Raw genomic sequence first — 21,633 nt, forward strand, 5'->3', positions numbered from 1 at the left:
GTGCCGGGAACTGCTGAGAGCGAGCTTCCAGCTACCGAATCCAATGCATTCGTTCAAAATAAGGACGGAACGGAATGCGGAAGTCTCTTGAGACGCGAATGTCGGGGCCGAACGGTCGTCCGTGAGGCCAGTAGACGAAAAACGCCTTCCCCACGATCAATTCTTCGGGCACCTCATGCGAGGCACGGTCGAGTGTGGACCAGGGGCCGATGTCCCAGCGTTGGGCGTTGTCGTCGTAATAGACACCTTCTGCCTCAAGCCGAGACCAGGCGCGACTGTCCTTACTCCGAGGACTGTTATCCCCCATCATCATGTACCGGCCAGGACGGATCGCAAAGGTTCGCGGAGCGTCAAGCCGAGCAAGTTCGGGGAATTGAGCCGGATCGGACATCGCGAGTTGGAGCCATCGAAACTCATTCTGCCCCCGGAGCATGCCAAAGCCTTCAAGGTCCGAGGAATTCGGCTCCAACGTATAGTAGATGTCTCGGTGAAGGACAAGCCCGCTTACCCGAACGTCGGCCGATTCGGCACCGATCCCTGCCGGTGCCAGATCGGCTGGGGTCGGTACGAGAGGTTCGGATCGGTCAACCGCATAGACGACCCCCTCTCCAAACGGCGTTCGGCCGTTGACCCAAAGGGTTAATCGGTCGTCAATGTTGGCAAAAGTCAGTCGGTAGCGACCAGTGGTATCAATCCCGCAAGATTCTGGCGTCCCGAGGACCGTGTCATCACGGGTCAAGGTCGCCAGTCCCTCGGCCAAATCAATGGTGCAGCGATTCGAAACCCCTGCCTCGATCAGTTCGATGATCAATTGCCCACGAAGCGATTCAACCTCCAGCTCAAACTCAAGGGAAAGGTCGCTGACCCAGTGAGTTTCGATCACTGGCGCCCCAACTTCTCTGCGGACCTGATTCGAATTGTAGGAGGAAAAATCTTCGATCAGTGACGGAGTCGGAGGTCGTTCAGGAGTTTGCCCCCGGAGGATCGCTCTCCACTGATCCTGATCGGGGATCAGATGACGATAGCGGAGCCAGGAAACCCGAGAACCACTCGAATTATCCGACACGAAGGTACCAGGCTCCTCGGTCGGTTCGGACCAGGTTCCAGATTCCAGGGGAGCCCAACGCTGCCACTCTGGAAGTGACTCCAGGGCAATCGGCCGGTATCGGTCATCATAGACGGGCAGTTGCATCGCCCGAAGATGCCGCAACGGTTTGCGAAGGATTTGAAACGGCTCATCGCTCTCAAGCGGTCGGGCAAACAGGTTCCCGCCGTGAATCATCAACTCTTCGCCAGGCAGCCCGACGAGCCGTTTAATGTAGTTTTGCTCAGGTGCTTCGGGGTAATGGAAAACGACCACATCCCAGCGGGAAGGTCGTTCCGCCATGGGAAGAAACGAGAGTTTGTAGGGAAACTTCATCACCAGGATCCGGTCGCCGTTAAAGCTCGGGAGATCGTCGACCTGAGTCCTAAGTCGACAGTTCGAGCATGTACCGAATGCAACCGGTCGGCCGGTTCGAGGTTCATCAGCCGCATTGACGGTGAAGGTCACGCCACACTGGGGACAATCGACCTCTTTATGCCGCCCCATCAGCGTGGGAGCCATTGATCCGGTTGGAATGACGAAGGCCTCGGCCGCGAATCCTCGGATCAAGAGAGCGAGCATGAACGCAACAACGATGGACTCGATCGTTTCTCGATGCGATTCCGCCGGACGGGCCGCCTCGGAGCGTGAGGAGGAGTCAGGATTCACCTTGCGGCGGGCGGCGGTCCGGGTCATGGGGCTCCCCTGCGATGGTTCAAGGACTGGAAGCGGATTGGGCTAACGAATGTATCGGATTTCACGAGGGTCCGGAAGCCAGTACGGCTCACGACCGAAGACGCGGATCGGGACTCCCTGGCTGGGCAAATGGACAAGGAACGGCTTTCCAAGCAGCATTGAACCGGGGACCACGGGACTGTCTGACCAGAATCGCGAGTCATTGGAAACCGGGCTGTTGTCACCGAGCACAAAATATTCGTCGGTTCCGAGTCGATACGGCTCCCCAACCCCGAACGGACGGGCAGGACTCTGGGACAGGCCATCGGTGTAATACACGTCTCGATAGATCTTCAGGTGGAGCACCGTCACACCTGTTCCGAGAACCCCAAGAGCGACGGGAGGGTCGTCAATCCGAGACGTAAACGGCCGGGATGGCGAGGGGGCCAGATCAAGGGGTTCAAAAAGGGGCTCGCCGTTGAGTACAACCATCAAGCGATGATCAAAGAACGAGGCTTCCAGCGTATGAGGGCCTCTTTGATCCGCCCAGGCCGAGGCGACCCCGGCCGCCCGGTCCTCGGTCCGGAATTCCTTTCCCAGGAAGGAAACCTGAGGAGGTTGACTCCCATCAAGCGGAATCGTCAGAGTCAGAGGATCAGAACCGGCCTGGAATCGAATGCCCAGGGCTTCGGTTTCGGGAGTCAGATCGAGCCGAGCCTCAAGAGCAAGATCCTGTACCCGCCGACCAGACCCCAGTCGAGCCCCATTGTACGCAATAAAATCACGAACCGGACCATAATTGGATCGATCAGGATCCACATGCCTGTACTCGAGCCAATCGAGACTCCCGGGGCTTCCTGACTGGGATGCCTGGTGTCGGAAACCGGTCCCGTCGGAGGACCAGCCGGAAGGTCCTTCCGATTCGTTCCGGTATTGCCATCGAGGAAACCATTCAGGACCTGGTGGACGGTAACGACTGTCGTGAACCAGAAGCCGAACGGCCTGTTGTTCCCGGAAATCTTTTCTGGCGATCTGATCGTCGACGTAGATGTCTCCGTTGCGAATCTCGATCGCCTCGCCAGGCAAACCAACCACCCGTTTGACATAGGCCTGCTCCGGTTCCGAAGGGTTCAGGAACACGACCACTTCCCAGCGTTTGGGAGGTCTCCAACGAAAAAAGTTTTTCTGGACGAGTAATCGATCGCCGGTTCGTTCGACCGCAGGGGCCTCTTCGAGATCAGCTCCACAGTTCGGACAAAGCGGACGTCCGGCGTGGCCGTCTTCGTCAACCCCCAGCGCAAAGACAAACTCGCACGACGTACAGGACACGTCGCGATGCACACCCAGGAGCGTCGGTGCCATCGAGCCGGTCGGAACGATGTAGGCTTCCGCGGCAAAAGTCCGAACCAGAAGCATCCCAATAAAAAGAATCGGAATCGACTCAATCAGCGGTCGAGACGCTGAAGGAATCGATTCCGGCCCGTCGTCTTCCACTCGGTGAGAGGCTGTTTTGGATTCGGAAGTCGACGCCATCACCCTGAGTTGAGTGACTGGAAGCCGATCGGGTGTCTCGATCTGATTCATTCGACGCCCCGAATCGTGTCAAGGCCCATCCAGAAGGCGTTTGCCTGATCAGGACTCCCCGAATCTGGCTGATTGCCGTGCAGCGGGTGATCCGGGGGAGCGGTTCAGAGCAAAGCGAGTGCTCAGGATTCACCAGCTTCGAGAACGGACAGGAACGCTTCCTGAGAGATCTCGACGTTACCGACCTGCTTCATCCGCTTCTTGCCTTCCTTCTGCTTTTCGAGCAGTTTCCGCTTCCGGGTGATGTCGCCACCATAGCACTTGGCGGTTACGTTTTTCCGAAGGGCGGAAATGGTTTCTCGGGCGATTACCTTCGAGCCGATCGCCGCCTGGATGGCGACCTCGAACTGATGACGATCGATCTCGGACTTAAGCTTCTTCACAAGCTTCCGGCCGCGACGATCCGCGAAGTCCCGGTGGACCACCACCGAGAGGGCGTCCACTCGATCCCCGGCGACCAACACGTCGAGTCGAACCAGATTGTTCGGTCGGTAACCGATCAACTCGTAGTCCATTGTGCCGAAGCCTCGGGTGGCGGACTTGAGTTTATCGTAGAGATCGTAAATCATTTCTGCCAGTGGCAGCTCATAAGTCACGATGACGCGAGTCGGCGTGATGTAGTCGGTCTTGATGTAATTCCCGCGTCGTTCCTCGCAGAGTGCCATGATGGCACCAATGTTGTCGGACGGCACGAGGAAGTTGACTCGGGCGTACGGTTCGCGGAATTCTTCGATGTTGCCCGGCTCGGGAATGCGCGTCGGATTCGAGACGTAAAGGGTCTCCCCCTTCGTGGTCAAGATCTCGTAGGTGACGTTGGGAGCAGTCTGGACGAGTGCCAGGTCACTTTCGCGTTCGAGGCGCTGCTGAACGATCTCCATGTGCAGCATGCCCAGAAATCCACATCGGAACCCAAATCCCAGAGCATCGGAGGTCTCGGGTTCAAACGTGAAACTGGAGTCGTTGAGGGCAAGCTTTTGGAGGGCAGTACGAAGGTCCTCGAACTGATTATGAGTGGCTGGGAAAAGGCCGCAGTAGACGACCTGGCTCGGCTCCTGGTAGCCAGGAAGCGCCTGGCTGGCAGGGCGGTGAGCATCGGTAATCGTGTCACCGATTCGGACATCGGCGAGCTGCTTGATGTTGGCCACGACGAAGCCGACCTGCCCGACTCCCAGCTCCTGACAGGGAACCTCCCGAGGACGGAACTGCCCCAGGCCGATGACTTCGTACTCCCGCTCCATCGCCATGAGCCGGATTTTCTGCCCAACCCGGATGGTTCCGTCGATGACCCGAACGTAAACAACCACTCCCTGGTAATCATCGTACTTTGAGTCAAAGATCAGCGCTCGAAGCGCCCCATCGACCTGACCCGAGGGAGGCGGAATGCGATCAATAAGTGCTCGAAAGAGTTCGGGAACACCGATCCCGGTCTTCCCACTGACGGAAAGAATCTCATCAGGATCGAGGCCGAGGGTATTGAACACCTCTTCCTTAATCTCGTCGGGCCGCGCAGCCTGCATGTCGATCTTGTTCAACGCCGGCACCAGGGCCAGATCGCCTGCAATCGCGAGGTATGCATTGGCGACAGTTTGGGCTTGCACTCCCTGAGTGGCATCGACGAGCAGGATGGCTCCCTCGCACGCGGCGAGGCTCCGTGAGACCTCGTAGTGGAAGTCCACGTGACCAGGAGTGTCAATGAGGTTCAGCTCGTATCGCTGACCATCCTGATCGTAGTGCAGACTGACGGCGCGAGCCTTGATGGTAATCCCTCGTTCACGTTCGAGGTCCATGTCATCAAGCAATTGCTCGCGAAATTCGCGTTGAGAGATCGCGCCCGACTGGAGCAATAGCTGATCAGCCAGCGTGCTCTTGCCGTGGTCGATGTGAGCGACGATTGAGAAATTGCGAATAAACCTGGGATCGAAGGCCATGGGCAGTCCAGGCTGGAGGCCAAGGACCAGCCGATCGGGAGGATCGGGCCGGCGGGGCGAGCGGATCGAGGCGTGAAACGAAGGTTCGTCGGTTCCCGAGTCGGGAGTCATCCACGTCCATCGGGATCAAACGTACTGTCATCATAGCAACGAAAGGCGCTTCGGGCGAGTCGATCCCGATGCTTGCGAGGGGGCGTTCCAGTTTTCTGGGCCCCCGATACTTCGTCTGTCGTGTGAAATCGCTCAGTCGTCAGAGAGCTTCCCTGGACCGAAGGCCATCCGAGCACACCCGGCAGCGCCAATGTACCCTGCCTCCTCACCAAGGGTTGCGTAGTCGATCAAGGTCTTGGAGGCCGGCAAGGGGAACGCCATCCGTTTGACCCCCTCCCGGATCAACTCCATGAACTCGGGTCCTGCATTCGACATGCCACCAGCGAACAGGATCATATCGGGGTTGATCGTGTGCATCATGCAAACCGCACCCACTGCAAGGTAATGGGCGGTTTCCCTCATCAACAAGCCAGCGAGTGAGTCGCCCGCGAGTGAGGCCTCGTTGATTGATCGGGCCGAAAGGCGTCCTTCCGCAAGGTGTTTTCGCAGCGCTGTGGGTTCGTCCGTCAGTTCCAGGGCTTCCAGGGCTCGTTTCACCAGAGCCGTTGCCGAAGCGTACGCTTCCAGATGCCCATAGCCCCCACACCCGCACTGGCGGCCATTCTCCATTTGGATGACAATGTGCCCGCACTCGCCACCGTGGCTGTGGCTGCCCTCGATGATGCGTCCTCGTTCAACGATGCCTCCCCCGACTCCCGTCCCAAGCGTGAACAGGACGAGGCTCGTAACTCCTTTGCCGGCTCCCGCCCAGTACTCACCGTAAGCGGCGGCATTGGCATCGTTCTGAAGGACGGTCGGCTTGCCGAGACGGGCAGCGAGGAGGTCTCGAATTGGTAAATTTTGCCATCCCGGGAGATTCGGCGGGTCGAGGAGCATGCCGGCAGGAATGTCCATGGTTCCCGGGGAACCGAGGCCAACGCCCACAATCTCATCCCAGCTTAACCCGCTCGCCTCGACTGCCTGCCGGCCAGCCTCTGCAAGGGTGGCAATTCCAGCCTCCGGTCCACGATCGGCATGAGTTTTGATACTGATGGAGGAACGAGGTTGGCCGTCGTCATCGACGACTCCGCTCTTTACGTTCGTCCCTCCCAGGTCAATCCCCAGATAGAAGGGCGGGCGGCCTACCGATGCACTCATGCCGTTCCTCGGGCGACGTTGCGAACACTTTCGAAAGGGTTCGGAGGGGAGAATGATGGTGGAACAGTCACTGTAACGGCCCCTCCAGAAACGGTCAATCAACGGTCGTCGTCCCACCCTTGACGGTCTCGGGGACCTGGCCATCCCCAGTTCAGGTGTCTGGTCCAGTTCGAGGGCTCCCCTGAGTGATTGCGAGGCCAAGCGTGCCCCGTTAGCGTAACATCGAGGAGTTGGCGACCGATTCTGTTTGCCTCCTCGCTCCACTTCGAGTTGCATCTATGAGACGCCGAAAAATCGTGAGCTGGGGCCTGTTGGCCCTGGTGTCGTTAACAGTGAGCCTGGCCGCGGCGCAACAGCGGTTTCTCGACCGCCCGTTGCCCGATCGGGTCAATGTTCGCTACGGTTCTCATCATCGGCATCGGCTTGACTTCTGGTCCGCCGGGACCGATCAACCGTCCCCCTTGCTGGTTTACATCCACGGAGGCGGCTTTCAGGGCGGAGACAAACGAGGGATTCCGGTCGATCTCCTCCAGGAGTGCCTGCAATCTGGAATCTCGGTTGCTTCGATCAACTACCGACTTTCACAACACGCATCCTTTCCCGCTCCTATGCTGGATGGCGCACGCGCCGTTCAGTTTCTCCGATTCAAGGCGAAGGATTGGAACATCGACCCGGAACGAATCGCGGCCTCGGGCGGGTCGGCGGGTGCGGGAGTCGCGCTCTGGGTGGGATTTCAGGACGATTTGAAGAATCCTGAAAGTGAGGACCCGGTCGATCACCAGTCGAGTCGACTCAGTTGCGTGGCGGTCTTTGGTGCCCAGACGACCTACGACCCTCGGGTCATCGCAACGATCGTGGGTGGCCGGGCTCACGAACACCCCGCGTTGACACCGTTTTTTGGATTGACGAAGGAACACCTCGAAACCGAAGAAGCATACCGTCGCTATCAGGAGGCTTCGCCGGATACATACGTGACCGCCGATGACCCACCAGTTTATTTGGTTTACAATGAGCCGAAGGGCTCGCTTCCCCCCGATGCTCCTCCGGGCAAAGGGATTCACCATCCGAATTTCGGGACGTATTTGGCGTCAAAGCTTCACGCAAATGGGATCGAGTGCTTGACGGACCATGTCGATGACCTTGCTAGTCGAGGAAAGACACCCCATCACCGGATGGTTGAGTTCTGTTGTCGACACTTCGGGATCGAGGTGACAGGAGAGGATTCGGAGAATTGAATCATGCCATCACTCTGCCTGGGGCCCCAAATCACTCGCCGATGGTGGTTTAGGTCTACTGCGACGATTGCTCTGGTTGGCTCGGTGCGCTCCTGGGCAGGTGAACTTCCCCTGGCCGAACCTGATTCAGCTCGTCTCGAACTCCTCCGTCAACAAGGGGCCGAAGCGGGGCTCCCGGAATTCCGGCAACATGAGGGGAAACGGTATGTTGCGCTTGGTACGGCTCCGAACGATTTCATGCAGGGGGCGTTGACGCTCTGCGAAGGTTTGGCAGACGATTTCCTGGACCATTTCCGTGCCAGGGAATTTCAGGTCGAAGCGCCGCCCGCCCGCATGACCATCGTGGCCCTGTCGCATCATGACGAATTCAGCCGTTTTCTTCGAACCGATCTCCCGGCCGACGTGACCGGGATCTATGAGATCGGATCCAATTATCTGGCACTCTACGATGGTCGGAGCGGGAGCCCAGCCGGAGCCCAGGCAGAACGGGCGAATTCGATCACCTTATTTCATGAAGCCACCCATCAACTCACGTTCAACACGGGTCTGCTCGACCGCAACGCCGACATCCCCCTGGCCTTCCTGGAAGGGTTGGCCATGTACGGCGAGGTTCGACGCCCCCGTGGCAGGGCCAAAATCGGGGCGGTCAATCGGGAGCGACTCGGAGTCCTGGTCAGAGCGCTCCAACAGGGAAAGGCTCTTTTGCCAATCGCCGACCTGATTCGTACTGACGCTCCGTTCACCGAGGCATCGACGGTGCAACTTGCGTACGCACAGTCATGGTTAATGATCTATTCCTTGATGCGTAATCCGCAGGCTGCCGAGCGCTTGCGAACCTATCTGAACGCGTTCGACTCGGCTCAGCCTGTCCGACCTCGCGTGGAGCTGGCTCGAGATTGCCTCGGTGAACTGGATCAACTCGACCAATACTTCCGTGGCGTGCTCGTTCGGCTCAGCCGGGGGCTTTGAACCCAGACCGGAATTCAATGACGTACCGCAGCGTTGATCAACCGAGAACCGGATTCAAGCCCATGTTCTCCCTCATCTCAGCTCGATGCTTCTCATAGTGCATCAAGAGGCGACGATCCTTGCGATGCTGACGTTCCTTTTTAGCCTGTGCGCGGACAAACAGGCGTCGGAAACCGTTACTGGTCAGTTCTCCCCTGTTGGCATAACGGGCTCGTAACCGCTTGGCCGGTTTTTCACCGAAGGCCTCGATCAATTCATCTTCGAGTGACAGGAAGAACTGAACATGCCCGGGATCCCCTTGTCGAGCAGATCGACCCGCAAGCTGACGGTCGATCCGGAACGATTCGTGACGCTCGGTCCCGAGAACATGGAGCCCTCCGAGTTGTGCGACTCCCTCGCCGAGTTTGATGTCGGTCCCTCGTCCGGCCATGTTCGTGGCCACCGTCACCCGACCAGGCTGACCCGCCTGAGCCACAATCTGGGCCTCAATGGCGTGGTTCTTGGCATTCAGAATTTGGTGCTCGATCCTCGCCTCATTGAGCAAAGCGCTTAACTTCTCAGACTTCTCAATGGAACGCGTTCCGACCAGGACCGGAACCTTCTTCTTGTTCAGACGGATGATTTCCTCGGCAACCGCCCGGAACTTCTCGTTTTCGGTGGAGAAGACACGGTCGTTGACCCAGGTGCGGCGACTCGGCTTGTTGGTCGGAACGGGAAAGACGTGAACCTTGTAAGTTCGTCGTAACTCCGAGGCATCACTCCGGGCGGTGCCGGTCATCCCCGAGAGCTTGGAATAACGCTTGAAAAACTCCTGAACCGTCACTCGAGCCGCGGTAATGGTTTCCAGGGTAATTTCAAGTCGTTCCTTGGCCTGTATCGCCTGATGCAAACCATCCTGCCACTGGCGACCCGGCATGAGACGGCCGGTAAACTCGTCGACGATCACAACGTCGGGCTGTCCCTTTTCATTGGGCGCAACAACATAGTCCTTGTCTCGGATGTAGGCGATCTGCGCCCGCAAGGCCCGTTCGACATATTCGTAGAGTTGATCGACCGTCAGCATTGAGAACGCGGAGTGCCCGGCTTTGGCCTGAACCTTCCGTCGTCCCGAGGCGTTTAGCTCGGCCTTGCGTTCCACGGGATCGTATTTAAAATCCTTGATTCGGACCAACGTGGCAGCGATCTCGTCGGCACCGAAATAGGCCGAGGCTTCCTCCTGTGTCGGCTGGTTGTTCGCCCCGATGATGAGGGGCGTTCGAGCTTCATCAATGAGAATGCTGTCGGCCTCGTCAATAATGGCGTAATGATGGGCTCGCTGGACGGGGCGAGAGGCTTCGGCAGTCGTTGCTCCCGTGACAAACGCCTGCATGAACGTCTTGCGGTGATTGTCGCCGTGCTGAAACTTTTTGAGCTGATCGCGGAGAAAATCGAAGCCAAACTCCTTGCCGGTCCCGTAGGTGATGTCACACCCGTATGCGGCTCGACGAATGGAGTCGTCCTGTCCTGTCTGAATGCAACCGACGGTCAATCCGAGCTTGTGAAAGATCGGCGCGTTCCATTCGGCGTCACGATGGGCGAGGTAGTCGTTCACGGTGACGACATGGACCCCTTTCCCACCCAACGCATTGAGATAGGCGGGAAGGGTGCAGACGAGCGTCTTTCCTTCGCCGGTCTCCATCTCCGCGATCGATCGATGATGAATCGCAATTCCACCCATCAATTGCACGTCATAATGACGCATGCCCACCGTGCGCTTGGCTGCCTCTCGAACCAGCGCGAAGGCTTCAACCAGGAGTTTGTTGACCGGGTCTCCCTGGCGGGCCCGCTGCCGGAGCGCAAAACTGCGGGCAACGATCTGCTCGTCCGATTCGTTCTCCAGCTTCGGCTCCAGGGCATTGATCTGTTCGACCAAGACCGCGAACCGACCATACCGGGCCGGATAGGTCGGCCCAGCGATCCCCTTCGCGCGGTTCAGCCAGTTGGGTCCCAGTCGATTCGACATCGCCCCGATCTCCCCAATGCTCCCGGTGTTCTGCGCTCACGCCGATCCGACCATTTCCCATCGATGAGGGCGATGGAACATGACGGACGCTGCCTGTAAGAACAAGACACCGAGTCCGAGGATCTTCCCGCGGCGATCACAGGAACCATTCTCGAACCGTCTCCGAATTAGATCGGGGGAAGCCAGACAGGACCTCTGGTCGTGAAGCCGAGCGCCCCGGGATCGAGTGGGCGATCGATCCCTCCGCTGGTAATCCAGTTGCGCAGCATGTCCCACTTTTCGATCGCGGACGGCTCGCTTGACCCCTCGGAACCGGGAGCGGAGTCCCAGACGACCCAGAGGACCTGACCATCGGGCAATTTGTGATTGATGTAGAGCTTCCGGGGATCCCCCTGGTAGGGGTGGATCCGCCGGAACGGAATCATCTGCCCTGATCTCGTCTCGGGCCAGCCATCCTCGGCGGATCGATCGAGAAGAAACCGGGCCAGCCGGGCGGCCGCCTCGGCGGCTGGGTCGGATCGCAAGACGCTCTCAGACGAGTCAGACCGCGGCCACGGTTGACCGATCGTAACGTCCTGAGGCACCTTTAACCCGCTCAACATGACCAACTCGCTCGCAAAGGAGCGTCCAAGATCGGAGTTGACCGGAAGTCGATCGAGGATGAGTCCAGTGCTGTCAACAACAAGGTAATCACGGCGAGACGGATTGGTCGCTGCGGCTGACGGGTCGAGTGGAGCGATCGCCACAGGTTGTCGGTAATCCAGAGAAACGATGACCCGATTGGGATACGAGCGTTCAATCCCTCGGACACGTTCCACCCAAAAGACATTCTTGAAGGCTCGTTCCACCGCCCCAAGGTCCAGATCCAGAACGGACCCCGGGTCAAATCCTTGAAGCGGTTCGGCCACGGCTGAAAGAACCCCACGCTCTCCCACTCGAAGCCACGAGGGTGGAGCTGGATCGAGCGCGATTTGAGCGACGGACCAATCGTACTCGGGACGATCATGCACCCAGGCACGAACCCGACCCGGCAACCCGCTCACAACCAACAAACTGAGTCCGAGCACCACCACGGCGACCAACGCCGCATGCGTTCCACGGGGGCCAAGCAATCCGACCATCAGCGAGAGCCAGGGCGCTCGGTGCGCTGAGGGAGGGCTTTGTTCGTCGGCATCCGTTGCCAGGCGAAGCATCATCCAATCCTCGGACCAGGAACCGGGCCCGATCCTGATTCGGGCCGCTTCCTTGGCTGGATCGGCTTACCAGATTTGGATCTGGAGGTCGAGTTCATAGCCGAACTGGCGCAGGACCTCCTCACGCGTGAAGTCGATCAACTCCAACACGTCGGAGACGGTTGCGCCTGGTTCCGCGATGATGTAATTGGCATGGCGATCGGAAATCTCGGCCCCGCCGACGCGATGGCCGGAGAGCCCAGCCTGATCAATCAGGGTGCCGGCCGAAATCTCGGGGGTCGGGTTCTTGAAGATGCACGCCGCGGACTGATGTCCGTACGGCTGGTTTTCTTTTTTGACGATCCAGACGCTTCGCATTCGACGGACGACGGCTTCGGGATCGTCAGGCTCAAGCTCAAGTTCGGCGGTAAGGATGACGCAATCATCAAGGTTGGAGCGGCGATAGGAGAAGATCAGGTCGTCTTGCTGCCGAGTCCGGATCTGCCCGTCGGCTTCCAGAACCGTGGCTCGTCGGACAAACTGTCCAATCGCCCCTTGCCTCCCGCCACTGTTGCCCCGAATGGCGCCACCAATCGTTCCGGGAATCCCGGTGAGCGTCTCCAGGCCGGCCAGCCCAGCCCGAGCCGTCTGTGAGATCAGAGCGGTCATGGGAACAGCCGAGCCGGCGATCAGACGATTGCCAAGGATTTGCACATCGGAAAACGAAGGGCTCTCAAGGTGGATGACCAGTCCTCGAACCCCTTCGTCCCGAACGAGGACGTTCGATCCTCCGGCAAGCACCCGCCAGGGGAGATTCGCCCCAGCGCACGCTCGAACCAGGAATGCGACTTCCTCAGCCGAAGTGGGGCGCGCAAAGTAGTCTGCCGGGCCACCCAGGCGGAACCAGGTCAGTGGGGCCAGGGGTTCGTTGGTCCTGACCACTCCAGGAAACTCGTCGAACGGCTGCATCGTCGGTCGACACCTCGGCCGAAAGCGGGCCGACGCTCTCCAAATCGCTGGAAACGACTGTTCCAGCTCGTGGCGAACGCCTTCCCTGGCGATAATTGAGGTATCCTAGCCCCGAACCAACCGAACAGTCAAGATGGAGGGGCGAGGATTTCGCCCCTTCGGAACGGAATCCTCGACTTGCTCTGCGACCTTCGCTCGATCCCAACACCCGTGGAGCGTTCAATTGCTCCCATTGATGGGGGAGCCGGGACCGAGCAACGCGTTGAAGAAGGGGCGAAAGGAACCGTGCGGTTGCCCCCGGTGCTGCGCCGGAAATCCGAAAAGGACGACTCGTCCCTTCCCAACCGGCCAATCGATCAGAGCAGCCTTACCTTCGAGAGACTCGGAACCGAGGAGCCAGCCACTTTCCAGCAGATCGGTCGATGCATATCGACACATGATCGACGAGGACGTCGTCGCTCCATCGAGCAACTCAAACCCCTTTGAATTCGAGAAATAGATGGAGCCTCGAGAAGGCATCCCGGCAGTCAGATACGAACCGACCGCATTCGGGTCGTACTCGACTGCAAGGATCGAACCCGGGCAATAAAATTCGTTCGAGGAAATGTCGGCGAGTGCGTTTTTGATCGGAAGATCAAGGACCTCGATCGCGAACGCGGTGGAATCGTCCAGGCAGACCAGTCGGCCTCCGGATTCGACAAACTGGCGAAGCGACTTGACCCCTTCAGCCTCCAGACCTCCGACATACGCCGGTTCGGTTTGTTCGGGTCGAAACCCTTCCATCAAGATGCGGCGGCCGACAGATGGAATGATCAGCACGTCGAACCGGTCCTCCAACTCGCCGATGGAGAGATCTGCATTGTGAACCGTGAGATATGGAATCCCGAATCGCTCCAGGACAAGCCGAGTCCATCCCTCGTCCATGCTCGGAACCCAGGGCTGGTAGAGTGCAATTCTCGGAAGCGTCAGCCTGAGCCGGGGGATCTCCGACCGGTCATCCGGCTCGTTTGTTCGGGGATCGGCAACGTGCCAAGGATCAGTCACGGCGACGGCAACCGAGGAGCGCTGAGGAAGGACTGTTTCAAGGACTTGCCGAGCTTCGGCGGTCGCAGGGATCCGGAGGGTATGGGCCGGAAATTCCCGATCGCCGATCTCGAACGGCTCGGCAATCCGTTCGAGAGTCTGGCCGTTCGCCAACAGGGCGAACGCGACCGCAAGGTCATCGTTGGCCCGGTTGAGGAGGTAGAACGCATTTGCGGTCTGAGAGTCTCCGTCAATCCGCCCTCCCGTCGTCTTCACCTGAGCAACTGCCTCGGTCGAGGCCTCGAACGGCTCCGCGATCGTGGCGACCTTGACCCCCATCTGCAGTGGGAGGGTCCAGCCCGCAACGTCGTAAGGACGCTCAGGACGTCCGTCGGGACCAACGCGATCGGGATACTCCTGCCGTTCCATCATGTCTTTCAGGTGCGCCCGGTACGGTTGAGAGGCGAAGAAAATCCAGGAGTCGGCGGGATACGGAACTCCTCCAGCCTCGAAGGCCTCGGTCGCTCGATGGACTCGAATGCCGGTGGCATGGAGAATTTCGACCATGGTCGCGGCCGTTCCCGGATCGTGCTGGTCGGCAGGAACCACCCAGGCAAAGGGTGGTCGCTCGGCTCCGGCTCGAATCTGGTCGAGCGCGATGGCCCGGTAGTTCGATTGGAACCAGTCTCCATAGCGAGCGGCCAGGGTCAGGAGAGCGCGGGCAGCGATCAGCTCGTACTCGACGATGTCGGCGATCCGCCACCATCCACCGGGCCAGGGATCGACAAAGGTCACCCTTGGCTCATGGTCCGGGAAGCCTCGGCTGCCCCCTCTCAGATCGGATTTGCTCTGAAAGATTGGTGACGCAAGCTTCACACTGGCCGCCTCGGTGAGGATGCCGACCATGTTATGGCGTTGGGGAACGGTTCGATTTCCTCCGTTCCACCAGTTGTCATACATTGAGTGAGTCGCGACCCCCTTTTTTCCTTCCTTTGCGAGGTCGGCAGCCATGTGAGCGCCAATCAGAAAGATCCCCTGGCTGATTCGGGGGTCGAGATTCGGGTTCACCGGATCGAAAAATGGCGGAACGAACAGCCGAGGCCCGGTCGATCCCATCTGATGAACGTCCCAGGTGATCGTCGGGAACCATTCCTCGTAGAGGAAGCGGGTCAAGACTCGTGTCTCGTCCAGGTTGAGCATGAACCAGTCGCGGTTGGTGTCGTGCCCGGCATACGGGTGATAGAGCCAGGGCATGCCGGAACCTTCCCAGGGGGTTCCTTTGGATCGCTCGTACCAGTCGTGAACGAGATCCACTCCATCCGGGTTCACCGAGGGAATGATCAGGATAATCGTTTCATCGAGAATCGCTCGGGTTGCGGCATCCTCACCAGTGGCCAGCTCATGCAAGAGGGAGCAGGCCATGAGGGTTGACGCGGTTTCCGAGGAGTGAATCGAACAGGTGATCAGGACGGTTGTCTTGCTCTGGGCGACCAATTCGGCAGCCTCCTCGTCCGACAGGTTCGGATCGGGGAGCGCAAGCTCGCGCTGGCTCGCCTTGTACCGATCGAGATCGGCGATCGTTTCCTCCGACGAGACCACGGCAGCCAGAAACGGTCGGCCCAGGGTCGATCGGCCAATCTCGACAACCTCAACTCGATCCGAGGCCGTGTCAACCTGGTGGAAGTAATCCACCACATCCGTCCAGGGGGCGAGTCGAAAATCGGCTCCGGGCTCGAATCCGAGCACCTGAGTCGGCTCCGGGACCGTTCGTTCCTGAGCCTCGATCGACGACCAGGCACCCATCGTCGCGAGTCCGATCACCACCGTCGCCAAACCGTTCCACCTCATGTGGGCTTCCTCTCTCGTTCAATCATGGTCTGAGCACTCAGAAGCGCATCCACATGATCGGGCTTCCTCGGGGGCATTGCAACGGCTCGACCCAGGGGCAGAATTCATAAGAACCAATGGCTTTCGACACGATTGTCTTGGATCGGCTCTCAGGGCGGCACTCGCTAAAATGAAGATGCTCTTTTTTAAACAATTTCTAAATAATTTTAATTTTTGGATTTTGAGTCATTTATTGTGGTTTCCCCGGGAATTTGACCTGCCATACCTCCCGGTCGTATGATTTTCATGTGTGGTGCGATCACATCGAATAGGTTTCTCCTTGAACGAGCCTAACGGCTTCTTGAGTGCCGAATCTCCCTGACTCGGCATGGTGATTGAAGGCTTGGGGTCTGAGTTCGGTCTTACCCGTTCTGACCACATCATTCACGAGATGCACCGCAGGAGCGCCTCACCATGTCTTCCGAGGTCTCTCTCTCACGCAGTGACCCCAGGATTGTCACCGACCAGTTACCTGGACCGCGTGCAGCTGCCTGGATCGCGAGGGATGAGCTGGTGACCTCTCCCTCGTATACCCGGATGTACCCGCTGGTCGTCCGAAGGGCTCGAGGGGTGATGATCGAGGATCTGGACGGAAATCGCTTCCTCGACTTTACCGCAGGCATTGCCGTGACGAATGCGGGCCACTGTCATCCGCGGGTGGTAAAGGCGATCCGCGATCAAGCGCGGCATTTGATCCATATGTCGGGCACCGATTTTTTTTATCGCCCCCAGATTCGACTGGCGGAGACGCTCGCTCGCCTCGTCCCCGGTCCCGGTCCAAAACGTGTCTTTTTTGCTAACAGTGGGGCCGAGGCCATCGAAGCGGCCTTGAAACTGTCCCGATACCACACCGGTCGGCCTCGCGTCATTGCGTTTCGGGGAGCCTTTCACGGGAGAACCTACGGCGCGATGAGTCTCACCGCGTCCAAGTCAATTCAGCGAAGGGGTTTCTCCCCCCTCGTTCCCGAAATTCATCATGCCTGTTACGGCGATCTTGGCAGTCTTCGATCCTTGTTTCGCACCACCTGCCCTCCGGAGGAAACAGCCGCGATTTTTGTCGAGCCGATTCAGGGTGAGGGGGGATACATTGTTCCTCCGGACGACTTTCTCGCCGGGCTGCGGTCACTCTGCGATGAACACGGGATTTTGCTCGTGCTCGATGAGATCCAATCAGGTATGGGACGGACGGGGCGAATGCTCGCGTCCGAACACTGGGGAGTCCGAGGCGATATTGTTTGTCTGGCCAAGGGGCTTGCAAACGGCTTGCCGCTGGGGGCCATCGTGGCTTCGGAGGCAATCATGGATTGGGTCCCTGGAAGTCACGCAAGCACGTTCGGGGGAAATCCAATCGCCTGTTCAGCAGCCCTGGCCACGCTTCAGTTGATCGAACATCGCTATGCTCAGAATGCTCAGAAGCGGGGAGAGGAACTGGCGGCCGGGCTGAGAGAGTTGGCCAAGTTCCACCCCTGTGTTGTCGATGTTCGAGGCAAAGGCTTGATGATTGGCATGGAAATCGGCTCTCCCTTAGGTCCCAATCCTGAGTTCCGCGATCGCATCATTCTGGAAGCCTTCCATCGTGGCTTGTTACTCTTACCGTGCGGACCAAGCACGATTCGATTCTGTCCGCCACTGTGTTTGACCGCCAGGCATGTCGAGATCGGACTCGAATTGCTTCGTTCTGCCATGTCAGCGTTATGCGGTGACTGTCCGTGCTCTCCTCGACGACCCGATGTCGCTCACGTTTCCGTCGGCCAGCATCTGCCCTCTGATGAGGCTTCCTGATCCGTCCGACCTACCCTTGATCCGTCAGATCTCCGAGTCCTTCTCATGTCGACCTCGTCGCAATTGTCCACGTCCCGAACCTTCGACTGGCAACGCTGGCCAGAAACCGAGCAATTTCTTGGTAAGGCCGTGTGCTCGGCACTGGGAGGCAACTCGTTTGCTTCGGAGTTGGATCGGCGGATGGCAGCCGAGACGAGTACTCGAATCACGGACTGGATCGATCATCTGGTGCTGAACGAACAGCCTGGGCTGGTCGAGGAACTCGGGCGATTGGGATACGAGCGTACTCCCGAACCTTACGGAGTGAATGCTCCGACCTTTCGTCACTCGGGAGGCCAGTTTCCCGCGCTTGCAGTCTGCCCATCGCCTGCGGGAGGACCTCAGGTTGCCTCACTGGTGCTGAAGGTCGAGTCAATCGCCTCGTTCAGTCAGGCGAATCAACTGGGGCTGAAAATCATCGGTTATCCCATCGGGCCGTACCGATTCGCCAAGATCGACGTGATGGGAGCCGAGACATCCTTGATCGTGGTGGAGCGTCGGGGGTATCTGGGCTTCGAACCCTTTCCAAGCTCCTGGGCACGCGCCGGACGGATGGCACCTCATTCGACCCGCGATGCTCTGGCAGCCCGAGAACTCTGGCAGTCTCGACAACGACACTTCTCGGATGATGCTGAAGGGTTCGACGTGACCGACGAGGTGCTTGGGCAAGTTCTTGAGCGGGCGGGTTCGGTTGATCTTACGTGTCACCTCGTGTTCGAGGTCGAACGCGATTACTGGGAATCTCGGAACACAGCGGCCAGAGTCCAGAAGCGTCGGCAGGAGCGGCTCGGACTCGGCTGGGCCAATCACGACCACCACACCTTTCGGTGCTCCCGACAATTCTTTCCCAGGGCCATCAGCATTTTCGAACGACTGGGTTTTTCCCTCCGAGAATCGTTCCACGCTGGCAAGGACGCCGGATGGGGAGCACAGGTTCTGGAACATCCCACGTCCGGAATCGTCATTTTCGCGGACCTCGACCTCGCTCCCGAGGAGGCCGACGAGGACTTCGCCCACAAGGCCCTGCCCGCCCTTCCCCGGCCCAACACCGTGGGCCTTTGGGTTGGATTGCACGGTGAGTCGCTGCTGGACGCTGGAATGCATCATCTGGAAGCTCAATTCGATTTCGATGCGCTCCGAACTGCCTTGCAAAACGAAGCCGGCATCGAAACGATGAAACCCTTCAGCGATTTTCCCTTCCTTCGCCAGGCCTTCACGCAGGGGGAGCGTTGGACAGTGCAACCCCATCGTGTCAACCGCTTGCGAGAACTCGGTTGGATCGATGACGAGCAACATGCCCGGTTCCTCTCTGAAGGAGCCATTGGCAGCCACCTTGAAAACCTGCAACGACGCGAAGGGTTCAAGGGGTTTAATCAGCAAGCCGTCAGTGCGATCATTGCGGAGACGGACCCTCGACGGCACTGAGTGTTCCGAGCCTCTTGCCTGACTCCACGGTCGGCTCGTGTTAGAATCCCTCTGGGAACCTCTGCAGGCTCCCGGGCGTCGAAGGCGTGAGGCCTTCCCGGCCACCGATCTCACCGGCCCGTCCTGCCAGGAACGGTCTGAATCCACGTCTCCATCAAGGTTTGTGAATCATGATCGATGCGATCGCACCGGCTTGGGCGCGGAACCTCAGCCAAGGGCTCGCGTTGCTTCTGGTCGTGGGAGGACTCGGGTTGCTCCCGCCGTTGTCGGCCAGGGCGCAGCAAGAGGACGACCAGACCAATGGCGAAGCCAATCAGGAAGCGCCGGCCGACGGCGAGTTGACTCCCGAAAAGCAAGATGAGCAAGAGGTTCTTGCGGATTCGATTTTCGTTGATCCCGTCGCCGCGTCGATCATGCGGGGCCGGTATGATCAGTTGCATTCGAGCGTCCTCGTTCCTCCGAATACCGACCGGACCATCATCCAGATGGCTCAGGGAGCTTCCAGACTCGACGCGGGCTTGATCGATCGCTTCATCAAGTACGCAGCGCGTCAGTTGACCGATCACGACAACATCGACGCGGTCGCGTCTGGCGGTCAACAAAGCCGCATCCAGTCCATCCAGGATGCGGGAAAGTACCTCATGCTTCCCTATAGCGAGATTCCGAAGAATCAGCAGGATCGACGGTTCTATCAGGAGTTCAACGCTCGACTTCTCGGGGTCGCTCCCGACTTGCTCAAGAATCATCTCTATGCCCGCGTTCAGGTCATGCAAGCCCTGAGCCGCATGGGTGATCCGGCGGCGGTGAACCTCTTGATCGCACAACTTCGGGATCCCGAACAGCCCCTGATTGTCAAGCAACTGGCTGCGGAGGGAATCCGTCGCGTGGCCGTGGAAGCTGGTGATTCGCTCTCCACCGCCGACCGGGAAACCGCGGCGAATGCCCTGGTCGAATTTCTTCGTGATAACCCTGATGCCTACTGGTTGTCCCATGCTCGAGCCCTTCAGGCCCTCGGGACCCTTCGTCGGATCTCCGGCGTCGAGAACCGCGACCAGGCAGTCTTCGCGAACGAATTGCTCGCAGTCCTAAGTTCAGAAGACCGACGTCCGGAGAGTCGAGCCTGGGCAGCCTGGGCGCTCGGTATGCTGGAAGTGCCGCCGAACTACCCCCAGCTGAATTTCTCTCTGGCGGCCTATCAGATTGGCTCTCTTGCGGTTGAGATCGGCCAAAGAATCGTTGACTTGAGCGACCCCCGGGAACTCGAGGCTTACAATCCGGAACGCGTGAAGTACCTGACGGCTCTGATCGTCGCACCGGTCTTCTCGTCGCTCGATGGAGCCCCTGAACTTCGCGGATCGGGATTACGCAACACCCGAGGGCTTGGTCCTCATCAACAATACGTCGTTCGAGTCCACCAATTGATCCGCCAGCTTGCGGTCTCCTCCGTGGAACTTACAAACGCCCGAGGAGCGCAGATCATTGCGGCTCGCGATCGCGTAATTGGCAGACTCAACGAACTACGTACGTTCTTGAACGAGAATCGGCCCGAAGATGGGACCTTCATCGCGGGAGGTCAGGAATTCGCACTTCAGGACGCTTCTTGACCGTGAGCGGACGATGAACCAGCCGCCCTCGGCGTTCGAAATTCCCGTGGCGCTGGTCCGAGACTACCAGCAGATTAACCGGGAATTGATCCTGGCCCTCGATTCCGGTCATCGGGTCATCCGCCTGACCGAGGTCGAGGGCCAGCGTTTGCTCGCATCCGGACTTCGAGGCTCCTGGTCCGCTGTGATCGAGGTGCTTGGAAATGCCGGTCCCGAGCTGGCTGCCGAACTTGATGCTCCCGGAGTCACCATCCTCTGCCGTGGGTCTGTCGCCGATGGTGCCGGTCGCGGCCTTCGCTCGGGTCGCCTGGCAATTGCGGAGCGATCGGGTGATGCCCTTGGTGCAGGGATGGCAGGCGGCTCGATCGTTGTCCGGGGCACAACGGGGCATCGCGCCGGTCTGCGGCAGCGTGGAGGCTCGCTTGTCCTCCTGGGCCCTGCGGGTCGCTTGCTGGCCGATCGTCAATCCGGTGGCTTACTCTTCGCCGAGAAAGAACTCATCACCGCGGCCACAGGTCGAGGTCGCTCCCAAGGGCGATTGGTCCCCCTGCCCCATCCTGACTCAGAGTTCGATCAGCTTCCCCGAAAGGATGCGAACGCACTGGCGAGCGTCCTGCAAGGACTTCCCCAGCCATTTGATTCAAGTCTTCAACCCGATCCCTCGGTGGATTGACCGGCGTTGCACTGCGGTCGAGATCGGTTGCTCGGAATGAACTCGAGCGTTTCTGCTTCCAAGACGAGAGCCAGGAGAACTCCTTGAAGCCTGATCGAGCCAAGTCCCGAAGATGGGTATGTGGCTGGTTTCTGGCCATTCCCCTTGTCGCTACCGGATGTGCCGAGGAGTGGGGTCCGGATTGGATTCCTGGGGCCGAGGTCTCGGGACGGATTCATCGCTCGGGTCAACCCTTAACCCAAGGATGGCTGGAATTCCTGCCGGTTGATGGAACGATCGGTCAGTTGCGATCGGTTCCGATCAACCCGGACGGGACGTTTCTGACGAATGGGGT

At 59.1% G+C, this 21,633-nt stretch carries 14 protein-coding genes; 6 read left to right on the plus strand and 8 right to left on the minus strand.

The window, feature by feature from the left end:
- Window positions 1-31: 31 nt before the first annotated feature.
- The 4 genes from GA615_RS06965 to GA615_RS06980 all read right to left on the minus strand — a co-directional run bounded on the left by GA615_RS06965 (window position 32) and on the right by GA615_RS06980 (window position 6,519).
- Complete coding sequence (locus tag GA615_RS06965; protein ID WP_152050552.1) at window positions 32-1,780, minus strand: S26 family signal peptidase; 1,749 nt, start codon at window positions 1,778-1,780, stop codon at window positions 32-34.
- Window positions 1,781-1,822: 42 nt separating this feature from the next.
- Window positions 1,823-3,121, minus strand: coding sequence for a signal peptidase I (lepB, locus tag GA615_RS06970; RefSeq protein WP_161602211.1), 1,299 nt, complete (start codon window positions 3,119-3,121; stop codon window positions 1,823-1,825).
- 344 nt (window positions 3,122-3,465) lie between these two features.
- Complete coding sequence (gene lepA, locus GA615_RS06975) at window positions 3,466-5,271, minus strand: translation elongation factor 4 (RefSeq protein WP_152050656.1); 1,806 nt, start codon at window positions 5,269-5,271, stop codon at window positions 3,466-3,468.
- Window positions 5,272-5,514: 243 nt separating this feature from the next.
- A complete protein-coding gene (locus tag GA615_RS06980; protein ID WP_152050554.1) occupies window positions 5,515-6,519 on the minus strand; it encodes an ROK family protein in 1,005 nt (334 codons plus the stop codon).
- Between the two features lie 278 nt (window positions 6,520-6,797).
- On the opposite strand from GA615_RS06980, the gene GA615_RS06985 reads away from it, so the two are divergent.
- Window positions 6,798-7,754, plus strand: coding sequence for an alpha/beta hydrolase (locus GA615_RS06985; RefSeq protein ID WP_152050555.1), 957 nt, complete (start codon window positions 6,798-6,800; stop codon window positions 7,752-7,754).
- Between the two features lie 3 nt (window positions 7,755-7,757).
- A complete protein-coding gene (locus GA615_RS06990) occupies window positions 7,758-8,723 on the plus strand; it encodes a DUF1570 domain-containing protein (RefSeq protein ID WP_152050556.1) in 966 nt (321 codons plus the stop codon).
- Window positions 8,724-8,760: 37 nt separating this feature from the next.
- Here GA615_RS06990 and GA615_RS06995 read toward each other — a convergent pair whose 3' ends face one another.
- The 4 genes from GA615_RS06995 to GA615_RS07010 all read right to left on the minus strand — a co-directional run bounded on the left by GA615_RS06995 (window position 8,761) and on the right by GA615_RS07010 (window position 15,737).
- Window positions 8,761-10,725 carry a preprotein translocase subunit SecA gene (locus GA615_RS06995; protein ID WP_152050557.1) on the minus strand — a complete coding sequence of 655 codons (1,965 nt, stop codon included), beginning with the start codon at window positions 10,723-10,725 and terminating at the stop codon, window positions 8,761-8,763.
- 167 nt (window positions 10,726-10,892) lie between these two features.
- Window positions 10,893-11,921, minus strand: a complete 1,029-nt coding sequence (locus GA615_RS07000; protein WP_152050558.1) for a cell division protein FtsQ/DivIB — start codon at window positions 11,919-11,921, stop codon at window positions 10,893-10,895.
- Between the two features lie 63 nt (window positions 11,922-11,984).
- On the minus strand, window positions 11,985-12,866 hold the full coding sequence (gene murB, locus GA615_RS07005) for a UDP-N-acetylmuramate dehydrogenase (RefSeq protein ID WP_152050559.1): 882 nt from the start codon (window positions 12,864-12,866) through the stop codon (window positions 11,985-11,987).
- A 219-nt stretch (window positions 12,867-13,085) separates the two neighbouring features.
- A complete protein-coding gene (locus GA615_RS07010; RefSeq protein ID WP_152050560.1) occupies window positions 13,086-15,737 on the minus strand; it encodes a M14 family metallopeptidase in 2,652 nt (883 codons plus the stop codon).
- 453 nt (window positions 15,738-16,190) lie between these two features.
- Between GA615_RS07010 and GA615_RS07015 the strand changes: the two genes are divergently transcribed.
- The 4 genes from GA615_RS07015 to GA615_RS07030 all read left to right on the plus strand — a co-directional run bounded on the left by GA615_RS07015 (window position 16,191) and on the right by GA615_RS07030 (window position 21,299).
- A complete protein-coding gene (locus GA615_RS07015; RefSeq protein ID WP_152050561.1) occupies window positions 16,191-17,558 on the plus strand; it encodes an acetyl ornithine aminotransferase family protein in 1,368 nt (455 codons plus the stop codon).
- A 45-nt stretch (window positions 17,559-17,603) separates the two neighbouring features.
- A complete protein-coding gene (locus tag GA615_RS07020; RefSeq protein ID WP_152050562.1) occupies window positions 17,604-19,022 on the plus strand; it encodes a hypothetical protein in 1,419 nt (472 codons plus the stop codon).
- A gap of 170 nt (window positions 19,023-19,192) precedes the next feature.
- A complete protein-coding gene (locus GA615_RS07025) occupies window positions 19,193-20,626 on the plus strand; it encodes a HEAT repeat domain-containing protein (protein ID WP_152050563.1) in 1,434 nt (477 codons plus the stop codon).
- A 13-nt stretch (window positions 20,627-20,639) separates the two neighbouring features.
- Complete coding sequence (locus tag GA615_RS07030; RefSeq protein WP_161602212.1) at window positions 20,640-21,299, plus strand: GltB/FmdC/FwdC-like GXGXG domain-containing protein; 660 nt, start codon at window positions 20,640-20,642, stop codon at window positions 21,297-21,299.
- The last annotated feature ends 334 nt before the right edge of the window (window positions 21,300-21,633 follow it).

The sequence above is a fragment of the Tautonia marina genome (assembly GCF_009177065.1).
In the GTDB taxonomy this organism is placed as follows: domain Bacteria; phylum Planctomycetota; class Planctomycetia; order Isosphaerales; family Isosphaeraceae; genus Tautonia; species Tautonia marina.